Raw genomic sequence first — 20,236 nt, forward strand, 5'->3', positions numbered from 1 at the left:
ACGTCCGGTATTCCGAGCAGAGACGACTCTCGCGTTTCACATTGCTATCGCCGTGAGAGAAAGAGCGTTCTGCCCCAATTCCTCCGTCGCGCCGCGATCACCCTCTCCGCGGCGACTCGAGTTCGATGTCCGCAGCCTCGAGCAGGTCGGCCACCTCCTCGCGTTTCTCCTGGTGCTCTCGCAAAAACTCCTTCATGAGATGGGCGGCCTGCTCCTTGCAGTCGCCACAGAGGCGCTCGCCACCGACGCACTCGTCGTAGACGCGTTTCGCGAACTCGTCGTCGTCGCCGGCGAGCAGGTAGGCGTAGAGTTCGTAGACGGGACACTCGTCGGCTCTGCCGCCTAACTCGCGCTGGAGTTCGGCCGTCTCGCGCCCGCCCGTCGTCGCCGCCTTCACCTTGTCGTAGCCGTCCTCGGGGTCGTCGAGCAGCGAGATGTGGCTGGCCGGAATCGAGGAGGACATCTTCCCGCCCGTGAGCCCGGTCATAAACCGGTGGTAGATGGACGACGGCGGCTGGAAGCCGTAGCCGTCGTGAGCAAGTTCGATCGTGCGGGCGATCTCGGCGGCCTCGTCGTGATCCAGGTCGAAGGCGTCGACGTGTTCGTCGAAGACCCGTTTCTCGCCCTCGACGGTGTCGATCAGCGCTTCGAAGGCTTCCTCGGTCGCCCGGCGATTCAGGAACCGTGTTCGGGGACGGAGGGGTTCCATACCAGCGTTCTCGAGTTTCGAGATGGCGCGATCGCGGGCGTCCTCCTCGACTGTTTCGACCTCGGTAACGCCGGTGCCCCCGGACTCGAGCCACTGGGCAGCCTCCACGCACCGCGGCTGGTCGGGGTCGTCCGCGTACGACTCCCGGGCGTCGTAGGCAGCGCCGATGACCGAGAGTTCGTCCTCCGTCGCCTCGAAACTCGCGTAGGCCGTCGTCACGCCGAAGTAGCGCATCCGGGAGGCCAGGTCCCGGGCGAGCCTGACGTGAGGGTCCTGGTCGGGGCCGACGGGGATCACCGTGGGCTTTGGCCCCTCTAGCTGGGGGTAGAGGATGTCGGCCATCTGCGTGACGACCGACTGCATGTGCGAGACGTCGGTCTCGCCGTCGAAGCCGTAGATGGCCCCGAGTTCGGAGAAGTTGGCCTCGATCCCCAGTTCGAACGCGAGGTCCTGCACCTCGCGCTCGGTCGACTGGCGGTAGACGGTTCCGTCCTCGAGGTCGAACCCCAGCGCCAGCAGGGAGAGCAGGTAGTCCCGGGCGTGTTCGTCGATTTCGTCCCAGGTGAGTCCGCGCGCGGCGTGGGCCTCGAGGTCAGCGATCAGCGCGTAGGCGTCTCCGCCCTGTTCCTGGTGCCAGATGATCTCGTCGAAGACGAGTTTGTGCCCGATGTGGGGGTCGCCGGTCGGCATGAACCCCGAAAGGACGGCGAAGGGGTCGCCCTCGCGCATGGCCTCGAGCACCGGCCGGTAGTCGCGGTGACCGAAGATGACGCCCCGGCGCATCAGGTAGTGGGGGTGGGGCAGGTCCGCGAGGAGTTCGTCGAACTCCTCGATGCCGAACTCCTCGAAGAGTTTGCGGTAGTCGGAGACGCTCGAGGAGCCCCAGGGGTCGAGAGCGACCTCGTCGGCGCCAGCGGCCCCTCCGTCGGTCAGTGGTTCCTCGGCGTCCTCGGCGTCCTCGGCGTCCTCGATCGTATCCGTGCCCGTACCGGTCATTGTCCCGGATTCGCCGCCCAGCGCGCAAAAACCTTCGCTTCCACACCGTCTCGACTCGAGTGCCGTCGGTCGCCGGTCAGGACGATTCGTCCAGTTCGTCCACATCGTCCGCCGAGGACCCCGTCCGAAACTCCAGGCGAAAGCCGCTCTCGGCGTGCTGGCTCGTACCCGCCTCGACCGTCCAGCCGTGGGCGTCCGCGATTCGCCGGACGATCGACAGGCCGAGTCCCGTCCCGTTCTGAGTGCCCGAGTGACCGTACTCGAAGAGCACCTCGAGGTCGTCCTCGCCGACGTCGACGCCGATGCCATCGTCCTCGACGTAAAAGCCGCCGCTAGGGAGCGATCCGAGCCGTACCGTCACGCCCTCACCGCCGTGGGTGACGGCGTTGCCGAAGACGTTCTCGAACAGTTCTCGAAGCGCTCCCGGGGTCGCCTCGACCGGCTTCAGGTCGGCTGCCGCCTCGAGTTCGAGGGTCGCCTGCCCGGTGTCGACGGTCTCCCAGGCACGCCCGGCGACGACGCCGACGGACACCCACTCGAGGTCCTCCTCGTTGACGTCCGAACGGACGAGCGTCAGGACGTCGTCGATCAGGTCGTCCATCCGCCCGAGCGATTCGCCGATCGGTTCGAGGTGGTCGCTCGAGCAGTCGTCAGCAAGGAGGTCGAGGTGACCCGTCGCGACGGTCAGTGGATTTCGCAGGTCGTGGGAGACGATGGCGGCGAAGGCCCCCAGTCGGTCGTTGGCGCGCTCGAGGTCGTACTCGCGCTCGGTTCGCCGAAACGCCGCGGCGGCGTGTTCCGCCAGAAATTCGACGAACTGGCAGTCGTCGACGGAGATAGTTCCCGACTCCGGCGTGACGACGCTCATCACGCCGTAGGAACCGAGCGGAACGATCACGCCGGCGGTCATCGGGTGGTCCGGGTCGCCCAGGATGTCGCTCTCGTCGATCAACCGAAAGCTGGCGTTCTCGACATCGGCCAGCGGGTCGTCTTCGGTTTCGGCGAACACGGTCGTTTGTCCCTCCCGAAAGGCCACACCGGCCATCGAATTCTCGAACGGGAGGTGTTCCGGGACTGCGCCGTGACCCTTCCGTTCGTCCGTTGTGGCCACGAGGTCGAACCGGCCCGTCCCATCGTCGGCGGCGAAGACGGCCGTCAGTGGCTGCTCGAGGACGGTACTCGCCGTCTCGACGGTCGTTTCGGCGATTTCGTCGGCCGTCGCCGCTCGAAAGAGTCTCGGCGTCGCCGACTGCAGAGCGCGCAAAATCCGCATCTGACGGTGTCGGTCGACCCGTTCTCTGACGTAGTCGACCAGCGTCTCGGTCGCGTCCACCGCAACGGCGGCAGGCTGGTAGGACCCGTCCTCTAGCCACATCTGCGTGTCGCTGGTATCGACGCAGCGAACGATCGAACACCGCGTCGCTTGCGCTCGAACTCGCTCGAGCAGCTCGCGCCGAAGCCCTTCGTCGCCGGCCACGTCTCCGACGACGACGCAACCGACGGTTCCCGACTCGAGGCGGTCGAGCGCGGACGAGAACCGACGCTCGTGCGCGACCGGCGTGGATAGTCGGGACTCGAGCGTCGTCGCGACTGTCTCGAGACCGTCGCCGACGATGAGAACGCTCGGTGGGCGTCCCCCATCCACTATCATATTCTCACGTGGCATCGAGACGGCAAATACGTTGGCGTGGAATCGACCGCTGAAACGGGCCTCGAAACCGAATTCGAATCCGGTTCGGTCAGGGGGTCAGCCGTTCGAGCGACCGCCACTCGATGTCGGCGTCGCCTCCTGGACCGGCTTCGCTGACCAGCGCAAACACCATCGTCTTCCGGACGCCGTGAGCCAGCCGTACGTCGAGCGAGAGGTCCCGCGGCTCGAAGACGTGCTCTGCCGGCAGTACGCGGACCAGGAGTTCCGAGTGGCCGAGGTCGTCGACCGACTCGACGTTCGCGTACGTCCGGAAGTCCGCACCGAACTTGTAGCCCGTCTTGGGAACGACGCCGGCCTCGCGGAGCGTGGTGTAGACGGCCAGTCGCCGGTCGAACCGTTCGCCCTCGACGTCGCGACCGCGCTCGAGCACCGCCGCCGGGTCGAGATCGATCGCGCCCGCCGTCGCGAGGTGGGCGGCCTCGAGCAACGAACACTGCAGGGTCGGTCGGTCGTACTCCCGGCCCTCGAGCGGCTGGCCGTAGAACGTCCGCTCGTACAGCTCGTGTGGGGGATTCCAGATGACGACCCGATCGGCGAGCAGGTCGGCTTCCACGCCCTGGGGAATGGCCGTCTCGCTCGTTCCCGAAATCTCGGGCCGGCCGACGTCGAAGTAGGTGATCTCGCTTTCTTCATCGACGACGGCGAGGGCGCCGCTCTCGAGGTCGCTCGCGGCCACGTCGGTTCGCTCGCCGACCACGCTCAGTGCGTACTCGATCTCCCCGTCTCCCGGCCCCTTCCCGCGGGGGAAGACGGCGAACTCGGCTCGAGGCGGCTCCGTCACCCACGGTTCGCGAGCGGGGGCGAGGTAGAACCCGCGCGAGCGGAGGTCGGCGTAGACGAGGAACCGAACGCCGAAGTCGGGTTCCGGCCCCGGTTCGCGGGCGAGGAACGAGCGAAACGACAGTCGCTCGTCGCCGTCGCGGACGGCAGCCAGGTCGCCCCGGTACAGCAGGTGGGCGGCCTCGACCGGCGCGAGGGCGATCTCGTTGCCCCCGAGCGGGTAGCCGTAGCCGCGCGAGTCGTGAAACCGCTGGCGGGCGTCGTTGCCGACGCGGACGACGTCGCCGTCGAACCGTCCCTCGAGTTCCATACCCGGAGGTGTCGGGCGGGCCACAAAGCCCCTGCGAATCCCGTCATCGGGCTGGTGGGTCACGTCGCCGGGCAGGCGTCTGTGCAGCGAGTCGTCAGTGGTCGGCCGTCACCGACCCCTCTTGGGCTGTCGCCTCGGACTCGAGCGCTTTCGCTCGAGCGCGGTCGCAGGTCGCGTCCAGGCAGCGAGTCCCGGTCGTGGTGTCGAACGTGGGGAGGCCGCAGGCACACTCGCCGTCGGCGACGCCCGTCGGGATGACGAACCCGGTGTCGCAGTCGGGATAGTGTTCACAGCCGGCGATCAGGCCGCCCCGCCGGAGGATCAGCAGGTCACCCTCGCAGTTCGGACAGTCCCACTCGCGGTCGAACGCCTCGCGGACGGCGTCGTCGAGCGACTCACAGCCGCGGTCGAGACAGACGTGGAACGCGAGGCCGCGCTCGACGCGCATGCGAGGGAGACCACAGTCACAGCGGTCGTCGCGGAGGGTTGTATCCCGTGGGATGGAATAGCGGTCGCTACAGCCGACGCAGTGGATGCCGTTCGAGCGGACGAGGACGCCGGTGCAGCCGTCGCCTGGACACTCACCCACGGGGGTGCCGGTGCTCGAGGCCGGATAGGTGGCGAAGCCGTCCTCGACGTGGGCGGCGACCCGGAGCGTCTGGGTGTCTTTCTTCGCGACGAGGGTGAACCCGTCCTCGCGGTCGCTCGAGACGTTGTCGGCGCGGGTGAGCCAGGCGACGGGCTGGTAGCCGTCGACGTCGTGGACGAAGACGGTGTTGTCGGGCTTGACGATGGTCGTGACGCGGCCGCGGTACTCCTCGCGATCGGTTCCGTCGGCGATCACGGTGCAGTCACCGGCGAGGACACGAATGCTGTCGTCGGACATGGGTGGTCTGGCCGCGCGATGGTATTTGACATCCTCTCCGCGCTGAAGCGCGAGGATTCCCGAGCGTTGGGATATTAAGATTTGCAACCCACCTGTTCGCTCGGTGCGAAACGCCCCGAGGTTTGATTGAACAGGTAGGCTACAGGCCGTGCCAAACGACCGTTACTCATATCCTCTGTCGGAGGATTCTGAGTTATCTTTCTGCGAATGTTCATTGCACCGTTCACGTCCGCGTTCATGGCCACGTCACACGAATCACAGACGTACAACCCACGCTCTACACGGTTCGCGTCACGCTTCCGCCCACAACACGAACACGTCTTCGACGTATCTCGCTCCGAAACACGGTCAACGAGGATGCTATGCTCCTCCGCTTTGTATTCGAGCAGGTTCGTGAAGCGGTCGAACTCCCACCCGTGGAGCTTCTTATTCCCACGCTTGCCCCAGTTCCGAGGCTCGCCGTTCTCGTTCTCCCGAATCTCGCTCAGGTCGCCAACAGCGATGCGACCAACATTGTGGTCGATACACTGCTCGACGACGTGCTTAGCGAGGGCGTGCAAGAAGTGGTCTTTCCGCCGAGACAGTTTCTGTCGAGCACGAAGGGCACCGTGTGACGGGCCGTTCTTGCCTTCGGTGTCATACTCGTTGCGAGTGAAGTAGTGCTTGTCTTGTTTCAGCACGTTCCCCGGATACAACTCGGCGTCACCGTCGTCGTAGGCGATGGTGAGGTAGTTCTTGATTCCTAGGTCAATCCCTGCCGTGTTATCGCCGGGGGCATCCTCGACGGGAATCTCGATCTTGCAGATGAGGTGGAGTTCCCAGCGGTCGCCGTTCCAGACGGCCCGTACCTGTTGGATGTTCTCCACGGTCAGGTCCGGTCGTGTCTCGTACTCTGCGAGGATGAAGTCCGAGTGGTGGGTCTTCAGATTGAAGCCCTTGCTCAGGCGAAGTTTGTTGTGTTTGGAATCGTGTTTGATGCCGTTTTGCTTCCACGTCACCGTGGAGCGTGGGTGGTTATCTCCTCGCTTGCGGTAGCCGGGTGGGTTCGCGTCGGTGTCGCCGTTGTTGTGCTGTTTAAATCAGCCGGTGAACGCCTCAGCGAGTTCTTCGAGAACGCGCTGACTTGACTGAGAATGCAGGTCACTATAGCGTTCGTGGTCTTTTAATTCGCGTTTGAGGTCGGCTTCCGACGGAACCTTTCCGGTATCATCCCATTCCTGTTGGATGTGGTAGCGGGCGACGTTCCACAGTTTGGATGCTGAGTGCCCGCAGTCATCGAGGTCGTCACTCACCTGGGGGTGGTTGACGAGTTTCGCTCGATAGGTCCGGGTTGTCTCCAGCATCGGCTGTGTTCATAAGCATTTATGGATTGTTTCGTATTAATGATAGTGATTGGACGTAGAATATCCAGCAGTGTATCCATCGGTGGTTGGCGTCATTCAGTGACGGCGCGTATCCCCGCCATAATCGGTGAGGTTTTGCGCCTGTTCATCCCATAAACTCTCGAGGCGGTGTATTCCGGTTCTAGCGTCTCTCCTCGACGCCTGGCGAACGGCCCGCTTCGATTCGCGCACACCTTCGTGTTCATGTTCGTGTCCGGTCCGTCTTCGCGTTCGATGTGACCGAGACGAGACTTTTTGACCCCGGTCGTGATACCGGTTGGTATGGGGGAGACGTACGAGGCGGACTGGCTCCACCTCGCCGACGGGGAGGCCGTCGTCTGGGAGAGCCGGCCGCATCCGATCGACATGGGGTGGAAACTGCCGATGGGTCTCGGGTTGATGCTCTTCGGGATCATCGTCCTCGGCCTGGCAGCCGGGACCGAGTACGGCCTCGCGAGGGCGATCGGGCTGGCCGTCGGGGCCGTTGGCCTCGTCGTCGTCACCGCGACCTACCTCCGCTGGACGAGCACACGCTACGTCCTCACCACGAGCCAATTGTACCGGAAACGCGGCATCCTCTCTCGCGACGTCACCCAGTTTCGCCTCGAGCGCGTTCAGAACACGACCCTCGAGCAGGGCGTCCTCGAGCGAGTTCTGGGGTACGGCCAGCTGACGGTCTACACGGCGGGCTCGGCCGATCCCGAACTCACGTTCACCCACGTGCCGAATCCCGAGCGGGCGGCCGGCCGGTTGAGCGCCGAACTCGAGGGCGATTCAGGTATTCAGCCGACGTAAGCGGGTGCGGAACGAGCGTCCGGCCGAGGGTGAGTGGGTGCGGGACGAGATGATCTCACACCCTCACTGGCCGGGACAGAAACGCCTTTCACCGGGCACACCCCCTGTCCGAGTGATGGAGGTCGCCGAGGTTCTGCCCGACTTTGCCGACGCGTTCGCGTTCGAGGCGTTCAACGAGATGCAACGCGAGGCCCTGCCCGCGTTACTCGAGCGTGAGGAGAACGTGGTCGCGAGCGCGCCGACGGCATCGGGGAAGACAGCCCTGGCCGAACTCGCGATCTGTAACGCACTGGCCGATGGGGGCACCGCGCTTTTTATCGCCCCGCTACGGGCGCTGACCAACGAGAAGGAGGCGGACTGGGACCGCTTCGAGTCCATGGACTACTCTGTGTACGTCGTCACCGGCGAACGCGACCTGAATCCGCGCCGGGCGAAGCGCGCGGACATCCTCGTGATGACGCCCGAGAAGCTCGATTCCGCGACTCGAAAACACGACTCGCCGCGATACGACTTCGTGACGGACGTCGACGTCTGCGTGATCGACGAGGTCCACCTGCTCGACGCCGACCGGCGTGGCTCGGTCCTCGAGGTGACCGTCTCGCGGCTGCGTCGGCTCTGTGACCCACGCGTCGTCGCGCTCTCGGCGACGATGCCGAACGTCGACGACGTAGCGGCCTGGCTCGACGCCCCGCCGGCGTGCACGTTCGAGTTCGGCGACGAGTACCGCCCGGTCGACCTCAACGCGGGCGTCAAGACCTACACCCACGGCGAAAACTCCTTCGCCGACAAGTACCGCCGCCTCTACCGGGCGCTCGACCTCGCCGAACCCCACCTCCGGGAGGACGGCCAGGCGCTGGTGTTCGTCGCCTCTCGCCAGGACACCGTCCAGGCAGCCAAGAAGGCCAGAGACGAAATCAGCGAGCGCGACGTGCCGATGGGGGCTCGCGGCGACTACGACTTTCATACCGAGACCAAGCGCCTCGAGAACGACACCCTGCGAAACTCGGCGCTCGACGGCGTGGGATTTCACCACGCGGGCCTCTCGAAGAACGACAAAGACCTGATCGAGGAGTGGTTCAAGGAGGGCAAGATCGAATTGCTCTTCTCGACGTCGACGCTCGCCTGGGGGGTCAACCTCCCGGCCCGCTGCGTCGTCATCCGGGATACGAAGTACCACGACCCGCTCGAGGGCGAGGTGGACATGAGTCCGCTCGACATCCTCCAGATGCTCGGGCGTGCGGGCCGACCCGGTTACGACGACGTCGGCTACGGCTGGGTCATCTGCGACGGCGCCGAGGCGGACGACTACCGCCGACTCCTTCGAGAGGGGAAAGAGATCGAATCCCGGCTGGCCGACAGCCTCCAGACCCACCTCAACGCCGAGATCGCGATGGGCACCATCGCCGACCTCGAGGACGTGATGGACTGGCTCGAGACCACCTTCTACTACGTTCGCGGCCAGTCGCGCCCGGAGTCCTACGACTTCCAGAACCTCCGACGGCGCGTTCGAGACTGCCTCGAGGAACTGGTCGAGCAGGGCTTCGTCGAGACCGGCGAGGACCTCTCGGTCGAGGCGACGGCCCGGGGCGTGCTCGCCTCCACGTACTACCTGCGCCTCGAAACGGCCGTTGGCTTCGCGGAACTGTGTGACCAGGCCGTGGGAACGGAGGGAGACGACGACGCCACCAGTACACCGGCACCGGGAACGACACTCGAGGCCGACGACGTCCTCGAAGCCGTCGCCACGGCTGGCGAGTTCGACTCCGTCTCCGCCCGCCAGTCCGAGCGCGATGCGATCAACGCTGCGCTCGTCGGCCAGGACACTGGCGACCTCGACGCCGGTCAGCGCAAGGTACTGGCCATCCTGCGAAGCGCCGCCGACAACGGCAAGACTCCACCGGACCTCCGGAGCGACGCCTGGGTGATTCGGCAGAACGCGCTCCGCCTGCTCGCCGCCCTGCGCGCGTTCCTCGACCGGTTCGCGACGCCCCACGACGCCAACCTCGCTCGGCGCCTCGAGGCCCGGATCGAGAATGGCGTCGCCGACGACGCGGTCGGCCTGACGGCCATCGACGGCGTCGCCGCCGGTCGGGCGAGCAAGCTCTCGAAGGAGGGGCTCTCGACGCCCGGCGACGTCGTCGCGGCCGGCGTCTCGGAACTCGAGGACGCGGGACTGGGCGAGAGCATCGCCGAGCGCATCTACGAGGGCGCACAGACGCTCCCCGCGGTCGAACTCGAGTGGGGAGACTTTCCCGAGACCATCGGTGCAGGCGAGAACACCGTTCAGGAGGTCCGCATTCGAAATGTAGGCGAACCGGCCAGGGCCGGCGTCCGTGTCACCGTTAACGGCGTCGAGATGACCAGCACCAGCACGTACCTTCGCGACTCGGAAACCGTCCCCGTCGGCGTCTTCGGCGCTGACGCGGACGAACTCGAGTACACCGTCAGTGTCGCGTTCCCCGAAGAGCCGCTGTGCCCGCTCGAGGACCGGCGGACGGTCGAGGTTCGTCGGTAGCGTCGGTCTCGAGGGCTGTCCACGAACGGTTTTTGAGGCTCGAGCGGTGCTTCTCACGTAGGTCGTTCGAACGAGCGCGTGTAGTCTGTTCTCAGGTAGACGTCGATACGAGCCATCACCGTCGAAACACCTATATTAGAACATGCTAATATTAGGGATAGCTAAAATGGCTGCGCACCACCCGGCGAACGAATCCACTCGGTCGAATCGAGATGCGGACTGCTGTCCCACGGCCGAACACGCCCTGAGCGAACAGGAACTGGCCGCCGACGTACGAACGCTGTCGGCCGTCGGAAGCGACACCCGGTACGAGGCACTACGCCTCATCGCCGACCGTGACGAAGACATCTGCGTCTGCGAACTGGAACCTGCCCTCGGCGTGAGCCAGGGGGCGGTCAGTCAGGCCCTCTCGCGGCTGTACGCCGCCGGCCTCGTGACGCGACGCAAGGACGGCCGATGGCGGTACTACGGCGCCACGCCGCGGGCAGACAGACTGCTCGATGTCCTCGACGAAACCCGGAGGCTCGAGAATGAGTGACGACGCACCTTCGACGGAACCCGGCTCGAGCGAGACCGGGACCACGGCCGCCGAGCAGCGCGAAGCGGTACGAGAGCGGTACGCCGAAATCGTCACCGACTCGGCGTCCTGCTGTGACGACGAGGCGTCCTGCGGGAGCGGAACGACGGATGGTGAACTCGACGATCGATCGCGCTCGATGGGCTACTCCGAGGAAGCCCTCGAGAGCGTCGCCGCGGGCGCGAACCTGGGCCTCGGCTGCGGGAACCCGACCGCAATCGCGAGCCTGGAAGCTGGCGACGCAGTTCTCGACCTCGGCTCCGGGGCCGGCTTCGACTGTTTCCTCGCCGCCCGGGAAGTCGGGCCAGACGGCCGCGTTATTGGCGTCGACATGACGCCGGAGATGGTCGAGACGGCTCGCGAGAACGCGCGAGAAAACGACGCGTCGAACGTGGAATTCCGCCTCGGCGAAATCGAGCACCTTCCGGTCGCCGACGGATCGGTCGACGTGATTATTTCGAACTGCGTCGTGAACCTCTCGCCGGACAAACCGCAGGTGTTCGCCGACGCGTTTCGCGTGCTTCGACCGGGCGGACGCCTTGCCATCTCGGACGTGGTGCTCACCGCTCGGCTTCCGGACCCGGTACGAGCGGACCCGTCTTCGGTCGCCGCCTGCGTCGCCGGCGCGTCATCGATCCCCGACCTCGAGTCGATGCTGATCGAGGCCGGATTCGAGGCGATTTCCATCGAACCAAAGGCGGATAGCGGGTCGTTCATCCGCGAGTGGGACGACGAGCGCGATCTGAGCGAGTACGTCGTCTCCGCGACCATCGAGGCGCGAAAACCGGTCCGGTGAGTCATCGGCCACCGAATCGACGCAACGAAATTGGAAGCGAAGGCGACGGCGCCCTAGGTCTCCTCCTCGAGCCGATCGTGTCGCTCGTCGATCTCGTCCAGGATGTCGAGCGTCTTGCGGATCGAGGCGCGAATCGCGTCGCTGCGGTTGACGAACTTCCCGTCGTCGCCGACGTGTTCGTCGAGGTCCTCGAGGAGTTCCTGGGGAATCTCGACGCTGATCTTGGGCATGGCCGTCTCTTCGGAGGCGTAGTTCTTAAGCGGTTTGACGGGTGCTGCGGACAGGGGGGCGAAACCGAAACGCGCTACCCGGTTTCGTGCTCGACGGGTTCGGGCGCCGAGGTCGACCCCCCGCCGCCGAAGAACCGTCCGCCGCCGGTGAGTACGTAGAGGACGGCCAGTCCCAGCATGTAGGTCACCGCGAGCGGAATTGCCATCAGGAACATCGTCAAGATCCCCTTCGGACTCGCGAACGCGGCGACGGTGAAGATGCCGACGACGACTGGCCGCCAGCGCCGGAGCATCGTCCGGTAGCTGACGATGCCGCCGACGTGGAACAGCGCCATCGTGACGATGATGTTGAACAGGAAGCCGATGCCGACGGTGGTGTAGATCACGAGCCAGAAGAAGCTCTTGATCCGATAGGAGACCTCCATCTGATTGGCGAGCGCGTCCGCGACCAGGTAGGAGATCACGGAGGGGGCGATCCAGAAGAACCCGAGGTAGGTCCCGGCCGCGAACCCGAGCGCGATCGTCCCGCCCCAGACGAGGAATACGCGTCGGTCACCCCGGACCAGACCACGCTCTCTGGCTGCGGGCCAGGCGTAGTACAGCAACAGGGGCAGGACGGCCACGAAGCCCGCGATGACGCTCACCTTCACGGCGAAGATCAGCACCTCGACGGGGTGGATCGCGACCACGAGGTCGGTCTGCTCGAGGAACGTCTGCAGATCCATGCCGCTCGGATCAACGTCGCTCTCGACGGCGACCTCCTCGAGGACGGACTCGGGCATTCGGCTCAAGAACAGTTCCAGGACGTCGCCGACGCCGCCCTGGTAGAGCCAGAAGAACGTCCCGGCCATGACGAGCATGAACAGGCCGACCAGCCGGAACATCTTGGAGGTCAGGCTGTTGAGGATGAACGCGAAGTCGTAGGCGTAGCCGCCGATGTCCTCCTCGGTCGTCTCGTCTTCGGTGAACGGATCGAGCATGCCGGCGGCCGTGCTCGAAAAAAGACTGCCACTGTCGTCGGCGTCGCCTGCGTCGCCGCTTTCGCCTCCGGCGGATTCGCCGGGTGCCGTCGCCGACTCACTCGCGTCGACGTTTGCATCGTCGGCGTCAGCGGCCGCGTTCAGCGAATCGTACCGGTCGAGAATCGCCTGTGCCTTCGCCTTGTCGTCGTCGTACATCGCCTCGCGGGCCTCCTCCATGGCCTCCTCCTCGGTCATCTTGAGGAAGACCTGTGGCGGAGCGCGCTCGATGGCCTCGGCGTCGAGCACCTGCAGGTCGATCTCGGAGGGGTCCGTCGCCGTTCGAAGCGCGGAATCGCGCGGGTAGATCGGCCGCTGCAGGATCAGGATGGTGTAGCCGACCAGGACGACCAGGGCGATCGCGAGGCCGACGACGAGCCCCGCCGCGACCGTTCCGGCGAGGCCGTGTTCGGCCGGCAGGGTCTCGAGGATCGACCCGCCGCCGGGTCGAATTTGGGCGGGGAAGGCGGGGTAGACCTCCTCCTCGAGGTAGTCGAAGGCGCCGTAGCTGATGGCGAGGCTCGAGAGGCCAGCAATCGTGAGGATGCCGAGGCCGAACTGGAGGACCCGGCGCTTGACGAGGCCAGTTCCGCTCTCGAGTTCGGCAGCCCCCTTTCGGCGGATGTTGGCGACGAGTTTCGCGAGGCCGAGGCTGAACACGTAGAGGATGACCATCGGGGCCGCCCACATGACGAGGGTGAACGGGTCGGGCGGCGAGAAGAGTGCGCCGAAGACCGTGATAGCGACGATGGCGTGACGCCACTTGTCCCGGAACGTCTCGTAGGGGACGATTTCGGTGTACGAGAGGGCGCTCATGAACAGCGGAAGCTGGGCAGCCAGGCCGAACGACACCGTGAGGAGGGCGATGAATTCGGTGAACTCAGTAATCCCGAAACTGGGATTGACGCCCATCGCGACGGCGTTTCCTGCGAGGAAGCCGAACGCGTAGGGGAAGAAGACCGCGTAGGCGTAGATCAGTCCGACGACGAAGAGGACGAGTGAGAGGAGGACGAACGTAGCGAGGGAGGCCGCCGAAATCGGGACGACGCTCTCGATGCCGCGCTCACGGAGTTTGTCGCGCGAGAAATACAGTAGCGCCGGAATCGCAACGATGACGCCGACGATCATGCCGATTTTCGCCTGAAGCAGTATCACTTCGAACGGGGTCCGTGTGATGACCGTCGCCTGGTCGGCGACGTTCGGCGACATTTCGGCTTTCGCCGTCGCCTTGAGGAACTCCCAGATGTACAGTCGGAGCGCGTAGAACGATCCGATGAAGCCGATCACGAAGATGATAAAGACCTTCTGGAGGTGCGCCTGGGCACTCGAGAGCATCGCCCCGAGCGTGTCTCGTCCGGCATTTATCGTCCGGACGGTGTCCTCGTCGATAGCGCTCATTCGGTGTCCCAGGGTAGCTTATATGCAGTTATCAACTTTTCGAGTCAACTCTCGTGATGGACGCCCGTTTCCGGTATCCTGAAAGCCGTTCTAGTCGGGGCTCTTCGACCGAATACGCACCGTAGAGGGTCGATACCGTGGGCTAACTCGGCTGGGCGGTGGTAACCGGAGAGCCATTTCGGCGACCAATTGTGTCACCTTCCTCGACTCTCAATTCCGTGGCGTAAGAAAAAGGCCTATAACCGGGCGCCTATCTATATCCCGATAGATGTCGGACGAGTCGGATGCTGGGTCGGACACCGATGAGGCCGAGGAGCTGCGGGACTCGAGCGACGAGGACTCCACCGATTCCCGCTCCGAGAGCGACGTCACCGCGGCCGCGAGTGACCGCGACGTGGATGCGAACGACGACGGCGACGACACCGACGCCGATGGCACTGACGCCAATACCGACGGCGGCGACGATACCACTGGCGACGCCGGCGAAGTCTCGAGCGACGCCGACGACACTAATACGTCGAGCGACGACGAACCCGATACCCCGGATGCGGCCGACGACGAATCGGCCAGACTCACGGCTCACGAACGGATGGCCGACCACGACGCACCCAGGGGGTTCGAAGACGTTCCGCTCGACGAACGCCCACAACTCGGTCCGGAGGGATGGAGCCGTTCGAACGACGAGGATTCGAGTACCGGTGGCGATGTCAAGGCCGCGTACGAAGCCAAAACCGACACCGAATTCGAATTCGGCCCCAGTCTCGAATCGTCCGAAGAGGGAGACGAGGGATCTGAGGACGATGTCGACGATGCCGAAGTCGAAGACGACCTCGACGTCGAAGACGATGACGAAGACGACCCCGCCGGCGTCGGCACCAATCCCGACCTCAGCCACCTCGAGGAACCCGCCCCCGAACCGCCGGGCGAGACTGACACCAACACCGACACCGACGCGACCGCCAGCCCTGAGGCGAAGACCGACGGCCACGGCCACCACGACGGGGTACGAGACCGCCAGGAACCGAGCTATCCGGATCCCGACGACGACGACATCGGCGGCATCTCGACTCCGCCGGATGACGAGGAGATGCCCCTGGCCGACCACATCGAGGAGATGGTCCTCCGGTTGGCCGTCGTCTTCCTCGTCGGCGCGGCTGCGACGTCCATCGCACTGTTGTGGTCCTCACAGGCCATCGGACTCATCTGGGAGAACGTCTTCCCCGGACCGGCCGCCGAGGTGCCGCCGCCGCACGTCTACGCCCCGCTCGAGCTCTGGTTGACCCGGATCAAGGTCGCCGCGCTGGCGGGGATCATGGTCGCGATTCCGATGCTCGTCTACCAGGGCTACCTGTTCATGCGACCGGGGTTGTACCCCCACGAGCGCAAGTACTACCTCGCAGCGGTGCCGACCAGCGTCGTCCTCGCCGGAATCGGGATGTTCGTCTCGTTCATCGTAGTGTTGCCGATCCTGTTCGAGTACTTCACGTTCTATTCAGAGGGGAGCGCCGACATCGCCTACGCCCTCGGCGAGACGTTCGGCCTCATAATCACGCTGACCGGCTTCCTCGCGATCGTCTTCCAGATTCCGTTGCTGATCATCCTCGCAGTCCTGATGGGCGTGACGACGCGCCGGTGGCTGGCCGACAAACGGCTGTACTTCTGGGCGGCCTTCGCCGGCCTGTCGTTCATGTTCACCATCGACCCGACGCTGATGGCGCCGATCATCGTCGCGATCATCATGATCATCCTCTTCGAGGGGACGTTGCTCCTGCTCAAGTGGACCGGGCGGGAATGATCAGAATCGGGATCGGGTCCCAGACACCGCTTTTCGCTCGAATCAAGCCGTCCCGAGTCCCGCGTCCGCCCGGAGCGTCTCGACGCTAATCTGGCTGAACTCCGCTCGTCGGTGACACGGCAGACAGAGCGAGACGACGTTCTCGAGGACATGGGCATCGGCCCGACTGACGCCGTCAGCCTCGGCGAACGCTCGAACCGGAATCAGATGGTGAACGTCCGGGTTGCGACCGAGCTCATCCTTCGTCGTTCCGCAATGGACGCACCGATGACATCCTCCGCGCCCTGAAGGGCGCGGTTTCCTCCGTGGGAGTCTCGGCTATGCCGATTTCCCGGAGGCAACATTCCCGTTGTGGTGGACGGTACTCGGGTTTGTGCGCTGCGCTTTGGGACTTTCGTGAGAGCATGGTGGCTCCGACCAGGTGTGGTCGTCCCACTTGAACCGCACGGGCCGTGCCATCGGCCTGACTGCCTGGTCTGTGTGCCGCTCTAGGAACGTTTCTGATGCCGTAAGGTCAGCGTGACCGTCGAACCCACACGGACAGGTGAGCGTGTCTCGATGCCGTGTCGTTCGATCCGTGCCGCCACACTGCGGGCACTCTTGACTCGTCCACGCTTCCGACCGAACTTCGATCGCAATCCCGTACTCTTCGGCGGTACAGGTCAATCGCTCGGTGAACTGTTTGAACGCCCAGAAGCTGTGCGTCTTGGCGTTGGTTTCGACCGACCAGTGCGTGTCCAGCACGTCGGTCAACCCACCGATATACATCGTATCCACACCATCTTCGTACAGGCGCTCCAGCAGGTCACGGCACAGTGCTTCTTGAGCGTGATCGCGGCGACGAGTTCGTTTGCGGTACAGCCGCCGGATGCGCTTGCTGCTGTACCGACTTTCCGGTAGCTTGGACTGCAACCGGGCGATTTCTCGTGTCGTCTCACGGAAGCGGTCGAACAGGTCCCGACCTTCGTACAGGTATTGCTCGCCGGTCGTTGTGGTACAGGAGACGAGATTGTTTGCACCAATATCCAGAGCGACCTTCTCAGAAGCCAGTGGAGTGTCCCGTGCATCGTCAGAAACAGTCACGGGTTGCGAAGCTCGGAAGGTGCTATCAGTCTCGTCGTACCACAAGTCCAACCGACCCTGTTTGTCGTAGTCGGGCCAGTTCGGGTTGCCAACAATTTCCAGTCGGAGCCGCCCGGTGTGGTTGTATCGGGTTTTCAACTCACACCCTACCAGGATCTCAAGTCGGGAGCGGTCGCCCCATTCGATGGTGTACGACGTGTTGCGAATGACGGTATGCAGTTTGCGTCCATCGTCTTTGTTACCCCAAAACCCCGGTGGTTCGGGGTGTTTAGTGACCGATGTGTCCGACTTGTCGTGATACTTTTTCTTGTTCTCGAAGAAGCCGCGCCACGCTTCGCTGTTCTTGCGAATCACTTGCTGGGCGGTGGATGCACCAAGTATGCCTTTGTACTTGCCTTCGAGTTGGCCTGTATCGGCGTCCCAAACATCACCATCGAAGTCGTCCTCATCGTTGTACCGCATGAGGCGTTCGTAGTTGACTTCGTTCCAGAGAGCGACGGAAGCGTCCAACTGGTCCCGTAGCAGTTGCTCTCCACTATCGGAGAGCGGTCGCACGGCGAACGTGTTGGCCCGCTTCATCGCTCATTCCACCAGACGTCATCGGCTGTTGTAAAGACGATCCACCCGCGCTGAAAGTGAAAAGTGGTGATGTGGGTGCGAGACTCGGGCTGGCAGTAACGTGACGGAGCGGAAACGGAGTGTACACGATTCACGCCCGCCGTGGACGGCGGGACTCTCTCGCTGTTAAAAGGTAGCCGTTCATCGTGAACTGAGCTGTGGTGAACGCCAAGACCCCGTCTCGTTTCAAAGTGATTCCCGCACGTCGGACACTTAACCATCACCCGTTTTGGTTTCGCAATCCTATATAAACTACCGTCTGAAGACGATTTGGCTCCTCCCGAAAATTGTAAAAATTATGATATAGTCCGGGTGCGAGAATCGAACCCGCGTCTCAGCCTCCACAAGGCTGAAGGATAACCACTACCCCAACCCGGACGCGCTTGCAAGCACTCTTAGCCTGGTCAACTTCAAATACGTTACGACTCTCGAGACCGTGTGGGAGTGGCTAGCGTGTGCTGACGGTCCCTCGGTCCATTGACTTCGTACCTGAACCACTCATATAGATCCTGGCTCGAATCGTCGTCCCCACCACGAGCCATCCGAGTCGCTTTTGCCCCTGCCGCCAGTATCGACGGTAACGCGTGGCCATCACCGACAAGATCTACGTCAAGAACCACCGCCAGCTCAGCTCCCAGCTCGAGACGAACATCCCGAAGGGGGCGTTCAAGGGGGCGACGCTGGACGTGCTCTTCCAGGGCCGGGGCCTCGAGAAACTCGACGACGCCACCCGCGAGCGGGTGCTCGACTTCGCGACGGACTTCTTGGACTGTGACTGCGACAACAATCCCTACTGCGGGTGTCCCGAGCGAAAGTTCGTCCGCTATCTGCTCGAGTTGCGCGCTCAGGGGCTCGGTCCTGACGCCATCGTGGACGTGATGAGCGACGACTACATGGTCTACGCCTACTCCGGGGACGTCCTCTCGTTTCTCGACAGCGGGGTTCGCACGCTCGAGGCCGCCGAGGGGCTGGCTCGAGTCGAAGGGAACGGCGAGGCCGAAGAAGAGATTCGACGTGTGAAGAACGATTTGTCGCGATAACTGCGCGGCCCGCTCGTCGGCTTCGACGCCGGCTTCGATGCTCGTCCGACGAGCTATCGAACCGTTGGTGAGTCGCCCGAGTCGTCGAGGTCGTCCAGCAGGATGACCTCGTCTTCTTCGTCCTCGAGGCGGTCGCGCAGGTCGGTGACGTAGGACTTGTGCTCTTCGAGTTGCTCGCGCAGGTGCTCGGCCTCGAGCTCGAGTCGTTCGTGCTCGCGCACGAAACTCTTTGGCACCTCGACGGTGGGCGGGAACGACTGTTCGTTCTCGCTTCGGGCCTCGAGTTCGTCCTCGGGGACGACGGCCACCTGTCCGTCGTGGTCGACCAAGAGGTCGACGTAGTCCCGGAAGACGGCGGACAACGAGATGTCGCGTTCCTCGGCGATCTCTTGGAGGGCCGCGAAAGCGTCCTCGTTCACCCGGAACGAGATGGTCTTGTTCTTGTTGCCCATGGTGCCAGACACTCCTCACGCGAGATACTTAACCATTTGTCAGACGACGGTCGGCTCACCGGTTCTGGGCCGCGCCGACCACTTCACCGCTCGCGTCGAACGTCGCTCGAGTGTCGGCGTCGACGGTGAGGCTCACGGTCGCGGACTTGAGGGCTGACGGCCGCTCGAAGCGGGCGAGAACCGTTCGGAACGTTATGTCGTCTGTTCCCTCACAGGGGCGGCGGTAGCACCCGAAGGCGTGGATGTCGGTGCCATTGTCGCGCTCCTCGATCCGTTTCAGGTGCGGCGTCACGGTTCCCGAACCCCAGCCGGTCTGGACGACGAGGATGGCCTCGTTCTCGAGGTCGGTTTCCTCGATCAGGTCGGCAACGTCGTCGTTCGGATCCCGGTCCACGCGCTCGAGGTCGTCCTCACTCGTCAACACGGTGCCGTAAAACTCCATTTCGGCGTTTCGGCTTTCGTAGGCGAGTCCTTCCTCGAGCAGGATCGAAGACGGCGTTTCGACCTGCGAAAACGTAAGCGAGGGCTCGCCGTCCATGTTCGCACACAGCCACAGCGGATCTCGTTCGCCGTCTGAACACGCGGGTTCGCTAACTTCGTACGGAGGTTCGTCGACGACGACTCCGCTTTCGGACTCGTCCTTGCGCGGGGTGAACGCGATCTCGAGGGCTCCCTCGGCCGTGTAGGTTATGTCCACGTGCCCATCTTTTTTCTCCGGCGTGGCCTCGACGTCGAACGCGAGCGTTTCCGTCGCAGTCGTTTCCTCGACTGTCACATCAAACGTTCGCGGCTGACCGGGCCGCCCAAACGCGGGGAGCGTCTTCGTCTCACCCGCCTCGACAGTCGCTTCGTCGTCGGCGACGACCTCCTCCCCCTCCAGAATCGTGACCTCGAACGTGCGTTCGCTGTCGCTCTCGTTGTGCAATCGCCCATCGATGGAGTGATCGTCGGTGTCGCCTGGGTCGTCTCCGTTCTCGTCGGTGTCGTTAGTACCGTCGGTGTTGTTAGTGTTGCCCGTACCGTTCCCATTGCCAGTACTCGGGTCCCCCGAGAGACAGCCCGCAACGACTGCACCACACGCGGATGCCCCGACACCTCGTAACAACCACCGTCGACTGTAGCTCATACCTGATTGTGTCGAGCG

The 20,236-nt window shown here is 64.0% G+C and carries 15 protein-coding genes, 1 tRNA gene and 2 pseudogenes; 6 read left to right on the plus strand and 12 right to left on the minus strand.

What is annotated here, in order from left to right:
* Positions 1 to 97: 97 nt before the first annotated feature.
* From NGM29_RS03605 to NGM29_RS03625, 5 genes and pseudogenes are all read right to left on the minus strand, one after another.
* Positions 98 to 1,705: a tryptophan--tRNA ligase gene (locus NGM29_RS03605; protein ID WP_254159030.1), complete on the minus strand. Its 1,608-nt coding sequence runs from the start codon at positions 1,703 to 1,705 to the stop codon at positions 98 to 100.
* Positions 1,706 to 1,781: 76 nt separating this feature from the next.
* The gene (locus NGM29_RS03610; protein WP_254159032.1) at positions 1,782 to 3,356 is read right to left on the minus strand and encodes a sensor histidine kinase; all 1,575 of its coding nucleotides are present in this window, start codon (positions 3,354 to 3,356) and stop codon (positions 1,782 to 1,784) included.
* An 88-nt stretch (positions 3,357 to 3,444) separates the two neighbouring features.
* On the minus strand, positions 3,445 to 4,506 hold the full coding sequence (gene endA, locus NGM29_RS03615; protein ID WP_254159033.1) for a tRNA-intron lyase: 1,062 nt from the start codon (positions 4,504 to 4,506) through the stop codon (positions 3,445 to 3,447).
* Positions 4,507 to 4,600: 94 nt separating this feature from the next.
* The gene (locus NGM29_RS03620; protein ID WP_254159034.1) at positions 4,601 to 5,392 is read right to left on the minus strand and encodes a DUF91 domain-containing protein; all 792 of its coding nucleotides are present in this window, start codon (positions 5,390 to 5,392) and stop codon (positions 4,601 to 4,603) included.
* Between the two features lie 74 nt (positions 5,393 to 5,466).
* Positions 5,467 to 6,735: pseudogene (locus NGM29_RS03625) on the minus strand (RNA-guided endonuclease InsQ/TnpB family protein).
* Between the two features lie 321 nt (positions 6,736 to 7,056).
* On the opposite strand from NGM29_RS03625, the gene NGM29_RS03630 reads away from it, so the two are divergent.
* The 4 genes from NGM29_RS03630 to NGM29_RS03645 all read left to right on the plus strand — a co-directional run bounded on the left by NGM29_RS03630 (position 7,057) and on the right by NGM29_RS03645 (position 11,457).
* Positions 7,057 to 7,569, plus strand: a complete 513-nt coding sequence (locus NGM29_RS03630) for a PH domain-containing protein (RefSeq protein ID WP_254159035.1) — start codon at positions 7,057 to 7,059, stop codon at positions 7,567 to 7,569.
* A gap of 115 nt (positions 7,570 to 7,684) precedes the next feature.
* The gene (locus tag NGM29_RS03635; protein WP_254159036.1) at positions 7,685 to 10,084 is read left to right on the plus strand and encodes a DEAD/DEAH box helicase; all 2,400 of its coding nucleotides are present in this window, start codon (positions 7,685 to 7,687) and stop codon (positions 10,082 to 10,084) included.
* A 166-nt stretch (positions 10,085 to 10,250) separates the two neighbouring features.
* A complete protein-coding gene (locus NGM29_RS03640) occupies positions 10,251 to 10,622 on the plus strand; it encodes a winged helix-turn-helix domain-containing protein (protein WP_254159037.1) in 372 nt (123 codons plus the stop codon).
* Complete coding sequence (locus NGM29_RS03645) at positions 10,615 to 11,457, plus strand: arsenite methyltransferase (RefSeq protein ID WP_254159038.1); 843 nt, start codon at positions 10,615 to 10,617, stop codon at positions 11,455 to 11,457. Before NGM29_RS03640 ends, NGM29_RS03645 begins: the two co-directional genes overlap by 8 nt.
* A gap of 53 nt (positions 11,458 to 11,510) precedes the next feature.
* Here the strand turns inward: NGM29_RS03645 and NGM29_RS03650 are convergent, their stop codons facing one another.
* Together NGM29_RS03650 and NGM29_RS03655 are read right to left on the minus strand one after the other, a co-directional pair.
* Positions 11,511 to 11,687: a ribbon-helix-helix domain-containing protein gene (locus NGM29_RS03650; protein ID WP_254159039.1), complete on the minus strand. Its 177-nt coding sequence runs from the start codon at positions 11,685 to 11,687 to the stop codon at positions 11,511 to 11,513.
* A 74-nt stretch (positions 11,688 to 11,761) separates the two neighbouring features.
* Positions 11,762 to 14,104 (minus strand): twin-arginine translocase subunit TatC, encoded by a 2,343-nt coding sequence (locus NGM29_RS03655; protein ID WP_254159041.1) that lies wholly within the window; start codon positions 14,102 to 14,104, stop codon positions 11,762 to 11,764.
* 970 nt (positions 14,105 to 15,074) lie between these two features.
* Between NGM29_RS03655 and tatC the strand changes: the two are divergent.
* A pseudogene (gene tatC, locus NGM29_RS03660) lies at positions 15,075 to 15,899 on the plus strand (twin-arginine translocase subunit TatC); the annotation flags it as partial.
* Positions 15,900 to 15,941: 42 nt separating this feature from the next.
* Here the strand turns inward: tatC and NGM29_RS03665 are convergent.
* From NGM29_RS03665 to NGM29_RS03675, 3 genes are all read right to left on the minus strand, one after another.
* The gene (locus tag NGM29_RS03665) at positions 15,942 to 16,106 is read right to left on the minus strand and encodes a hypothetical protein (protein WP_311136849.1); all 165 of its coding nucleotides are present in this window, start codon (positions 16,104 to 16,106) and stop codon (positions 15,942 to 15,944) included.
* A gap of 111 nt (positions 16,107 to 16,217) precedes the next feature.
* Entirely contained in the window at positions 16,218 to 17,561 is a 1,344-nt protein-coding gene (locus NGM29_RS03670; protein WP_254159043.1) for an RNA-guided endonuclease InsQ/TnpB family protein, read from the minus strand.
* 345 nt (positions 17,562 to 17,906) lie between these two features.
* Positions 17,907 to 17,978, minus strand: a tRNA-His gene (locus NGM29_RS03675).
* A gap of 206 nt (positions 17,979 to 18,184) precedes the next feature.
* Between NGM29_RS03675 and NGM29_RS03680 the strand changes: the two genes are divergently transcribed.
* Complete coding sequence (locus NGM29_RS03680; protein WP_254159044.1) at positions 18,185 to 18,640, plus strand: DUF5814 domain-containing protein; 456 nt, start codon at positions 18,185 to 18,187, stop codon at positions 18,638 to 18,640.
* A 53-nt stretch (positions 18,641 to 18,693) separates the two neighbouring features.
* On the opposite strand, the gene NGM29_RS03685 is transcribed toward NGM29_RS03680, so the two are convergent.
* Positions 18,694 to 19,092 carry a DUF8146 domain-containing protein gene (locus NGM29_RS03685; RefSeq protein ID WP_254159045.1) on the minus strand — a complete coding sequence of 133 codons (399 nt, stop codon included), beginning with the start codon at positions 19,090 to 19,092 and terminating at the stop codon, positions 18,694 to 18,696.
* Between the two features lie 55 nt (positions 19,093 to 19,147).
* Positions 19,148 to 20,218, minus strand: coding sequence for a hypothetical protein (locus tag NGM29_RS03690; protein ID WP_254159046.1), 1,071 nt, complete (start codon positions 20,216 to 20,218; stop codon positions 19,148 to 19,150).
* Positions 20,219 to 20,236 lie beyond the last annotated feature (18 nt).

The organism is Natronosalvus rutilus (assembly GCF_024204665.1).
Taxonomy (GTDB): domain Archaea; phylum Halobacteriota; class Halobacteria; order Halobacteriales; family Natrialbaceae; genus Natronosalvus; species Natronosalvus rutilus.

Coding starts and splice junctions, on each gene's coding strand:
- NGM29_RS03650 (WP_254159039.1), bottom strand. CDS start 11,687: ATGCCCAAGATCAGCGTCGAGATTCCCCAGGAACTCCTCGAGGACCTC.
- NGM29_RS03685 (WP_254159045.1), bottom strand. CDS start 19,092: ATGGGCAACAAGAACAAGACCATCTCGTTCCGGGTGAACGAGGACGCT.
- NGM29_RS03635 (WP_254159036.1), top strand. CDS start 7,685: ATGGAGGTCGCCGAGGTTCTGCCCGACTTTGCCGACGCGTTCGCGTTC.
- NGM29_RS03605 (WP_254159030.1), bottom strand. CDS start 1,705: ATGACCGGTACGGGCACGGATACGATCGAGGACGCCGAGGACGCCGAG.
- NGM29_RS03640 (WP_254159037.1), top strand. CDS start 10,251: ATGGCTGCGCACCACCCGGCGAACGAATCCACTCGGTCGAATCGAGAT.
- NGM29_RS03690 (WP_254159046.1), bottom strand. CDS start 20,218: ATGAGCTACAGTCGACGGTGGTTGTTACGAGGTGTCGGGGCATCCGCG.
- endA (WP_254159033.1), bottom strand. CDS start 4,506: ATGGAACTCGAGGGACGGTTCGACGGCGACGTCGTCCGCGTCGGCAAC.
- NGM29_RS03620 (WP_254159034.1), bottom strand. CDS start 5,392: ATGTCCGACGACAGCATTCGTGTCCTCGCCGGTGACTGCACCGTGATC.
- NGM29_RS03630 (WP_254159035.1), top strand. CDS start 7,057: ATGGGGGAGACGTACGAGGCGGACTGGCTCCACCTCGCCGACGGGGAG.
- NGM29_RS03610 (WP_254159032.1), bottom strand. CDS start 3,356: ATGATAGTGGATGGGGGACGCCCACCGAGCGTTCTCATCGTCGGCGAC.
- NGM29_RS03655 (WP_254159041.1), bottom strand. CDS start 14,104: ATGAGCGCTATCGACGAGGACACCGTCCGGACGATAAATGCCGGACGA.
- NGM29_RS03670 (WP_254159043.1), bottom strand. CDS start 17,561: ATGAAGCGGGCCAACACGTTCGCCGTGCGACCGCTCTCCGATAGTGGA.
- NGM29_RS03645 (WP_254159038.1), top strand. CDS start 10,615: ATGAGTGACGACGCACCTTCGACGGAACCCGGCTCGAGCGAGACCGGG.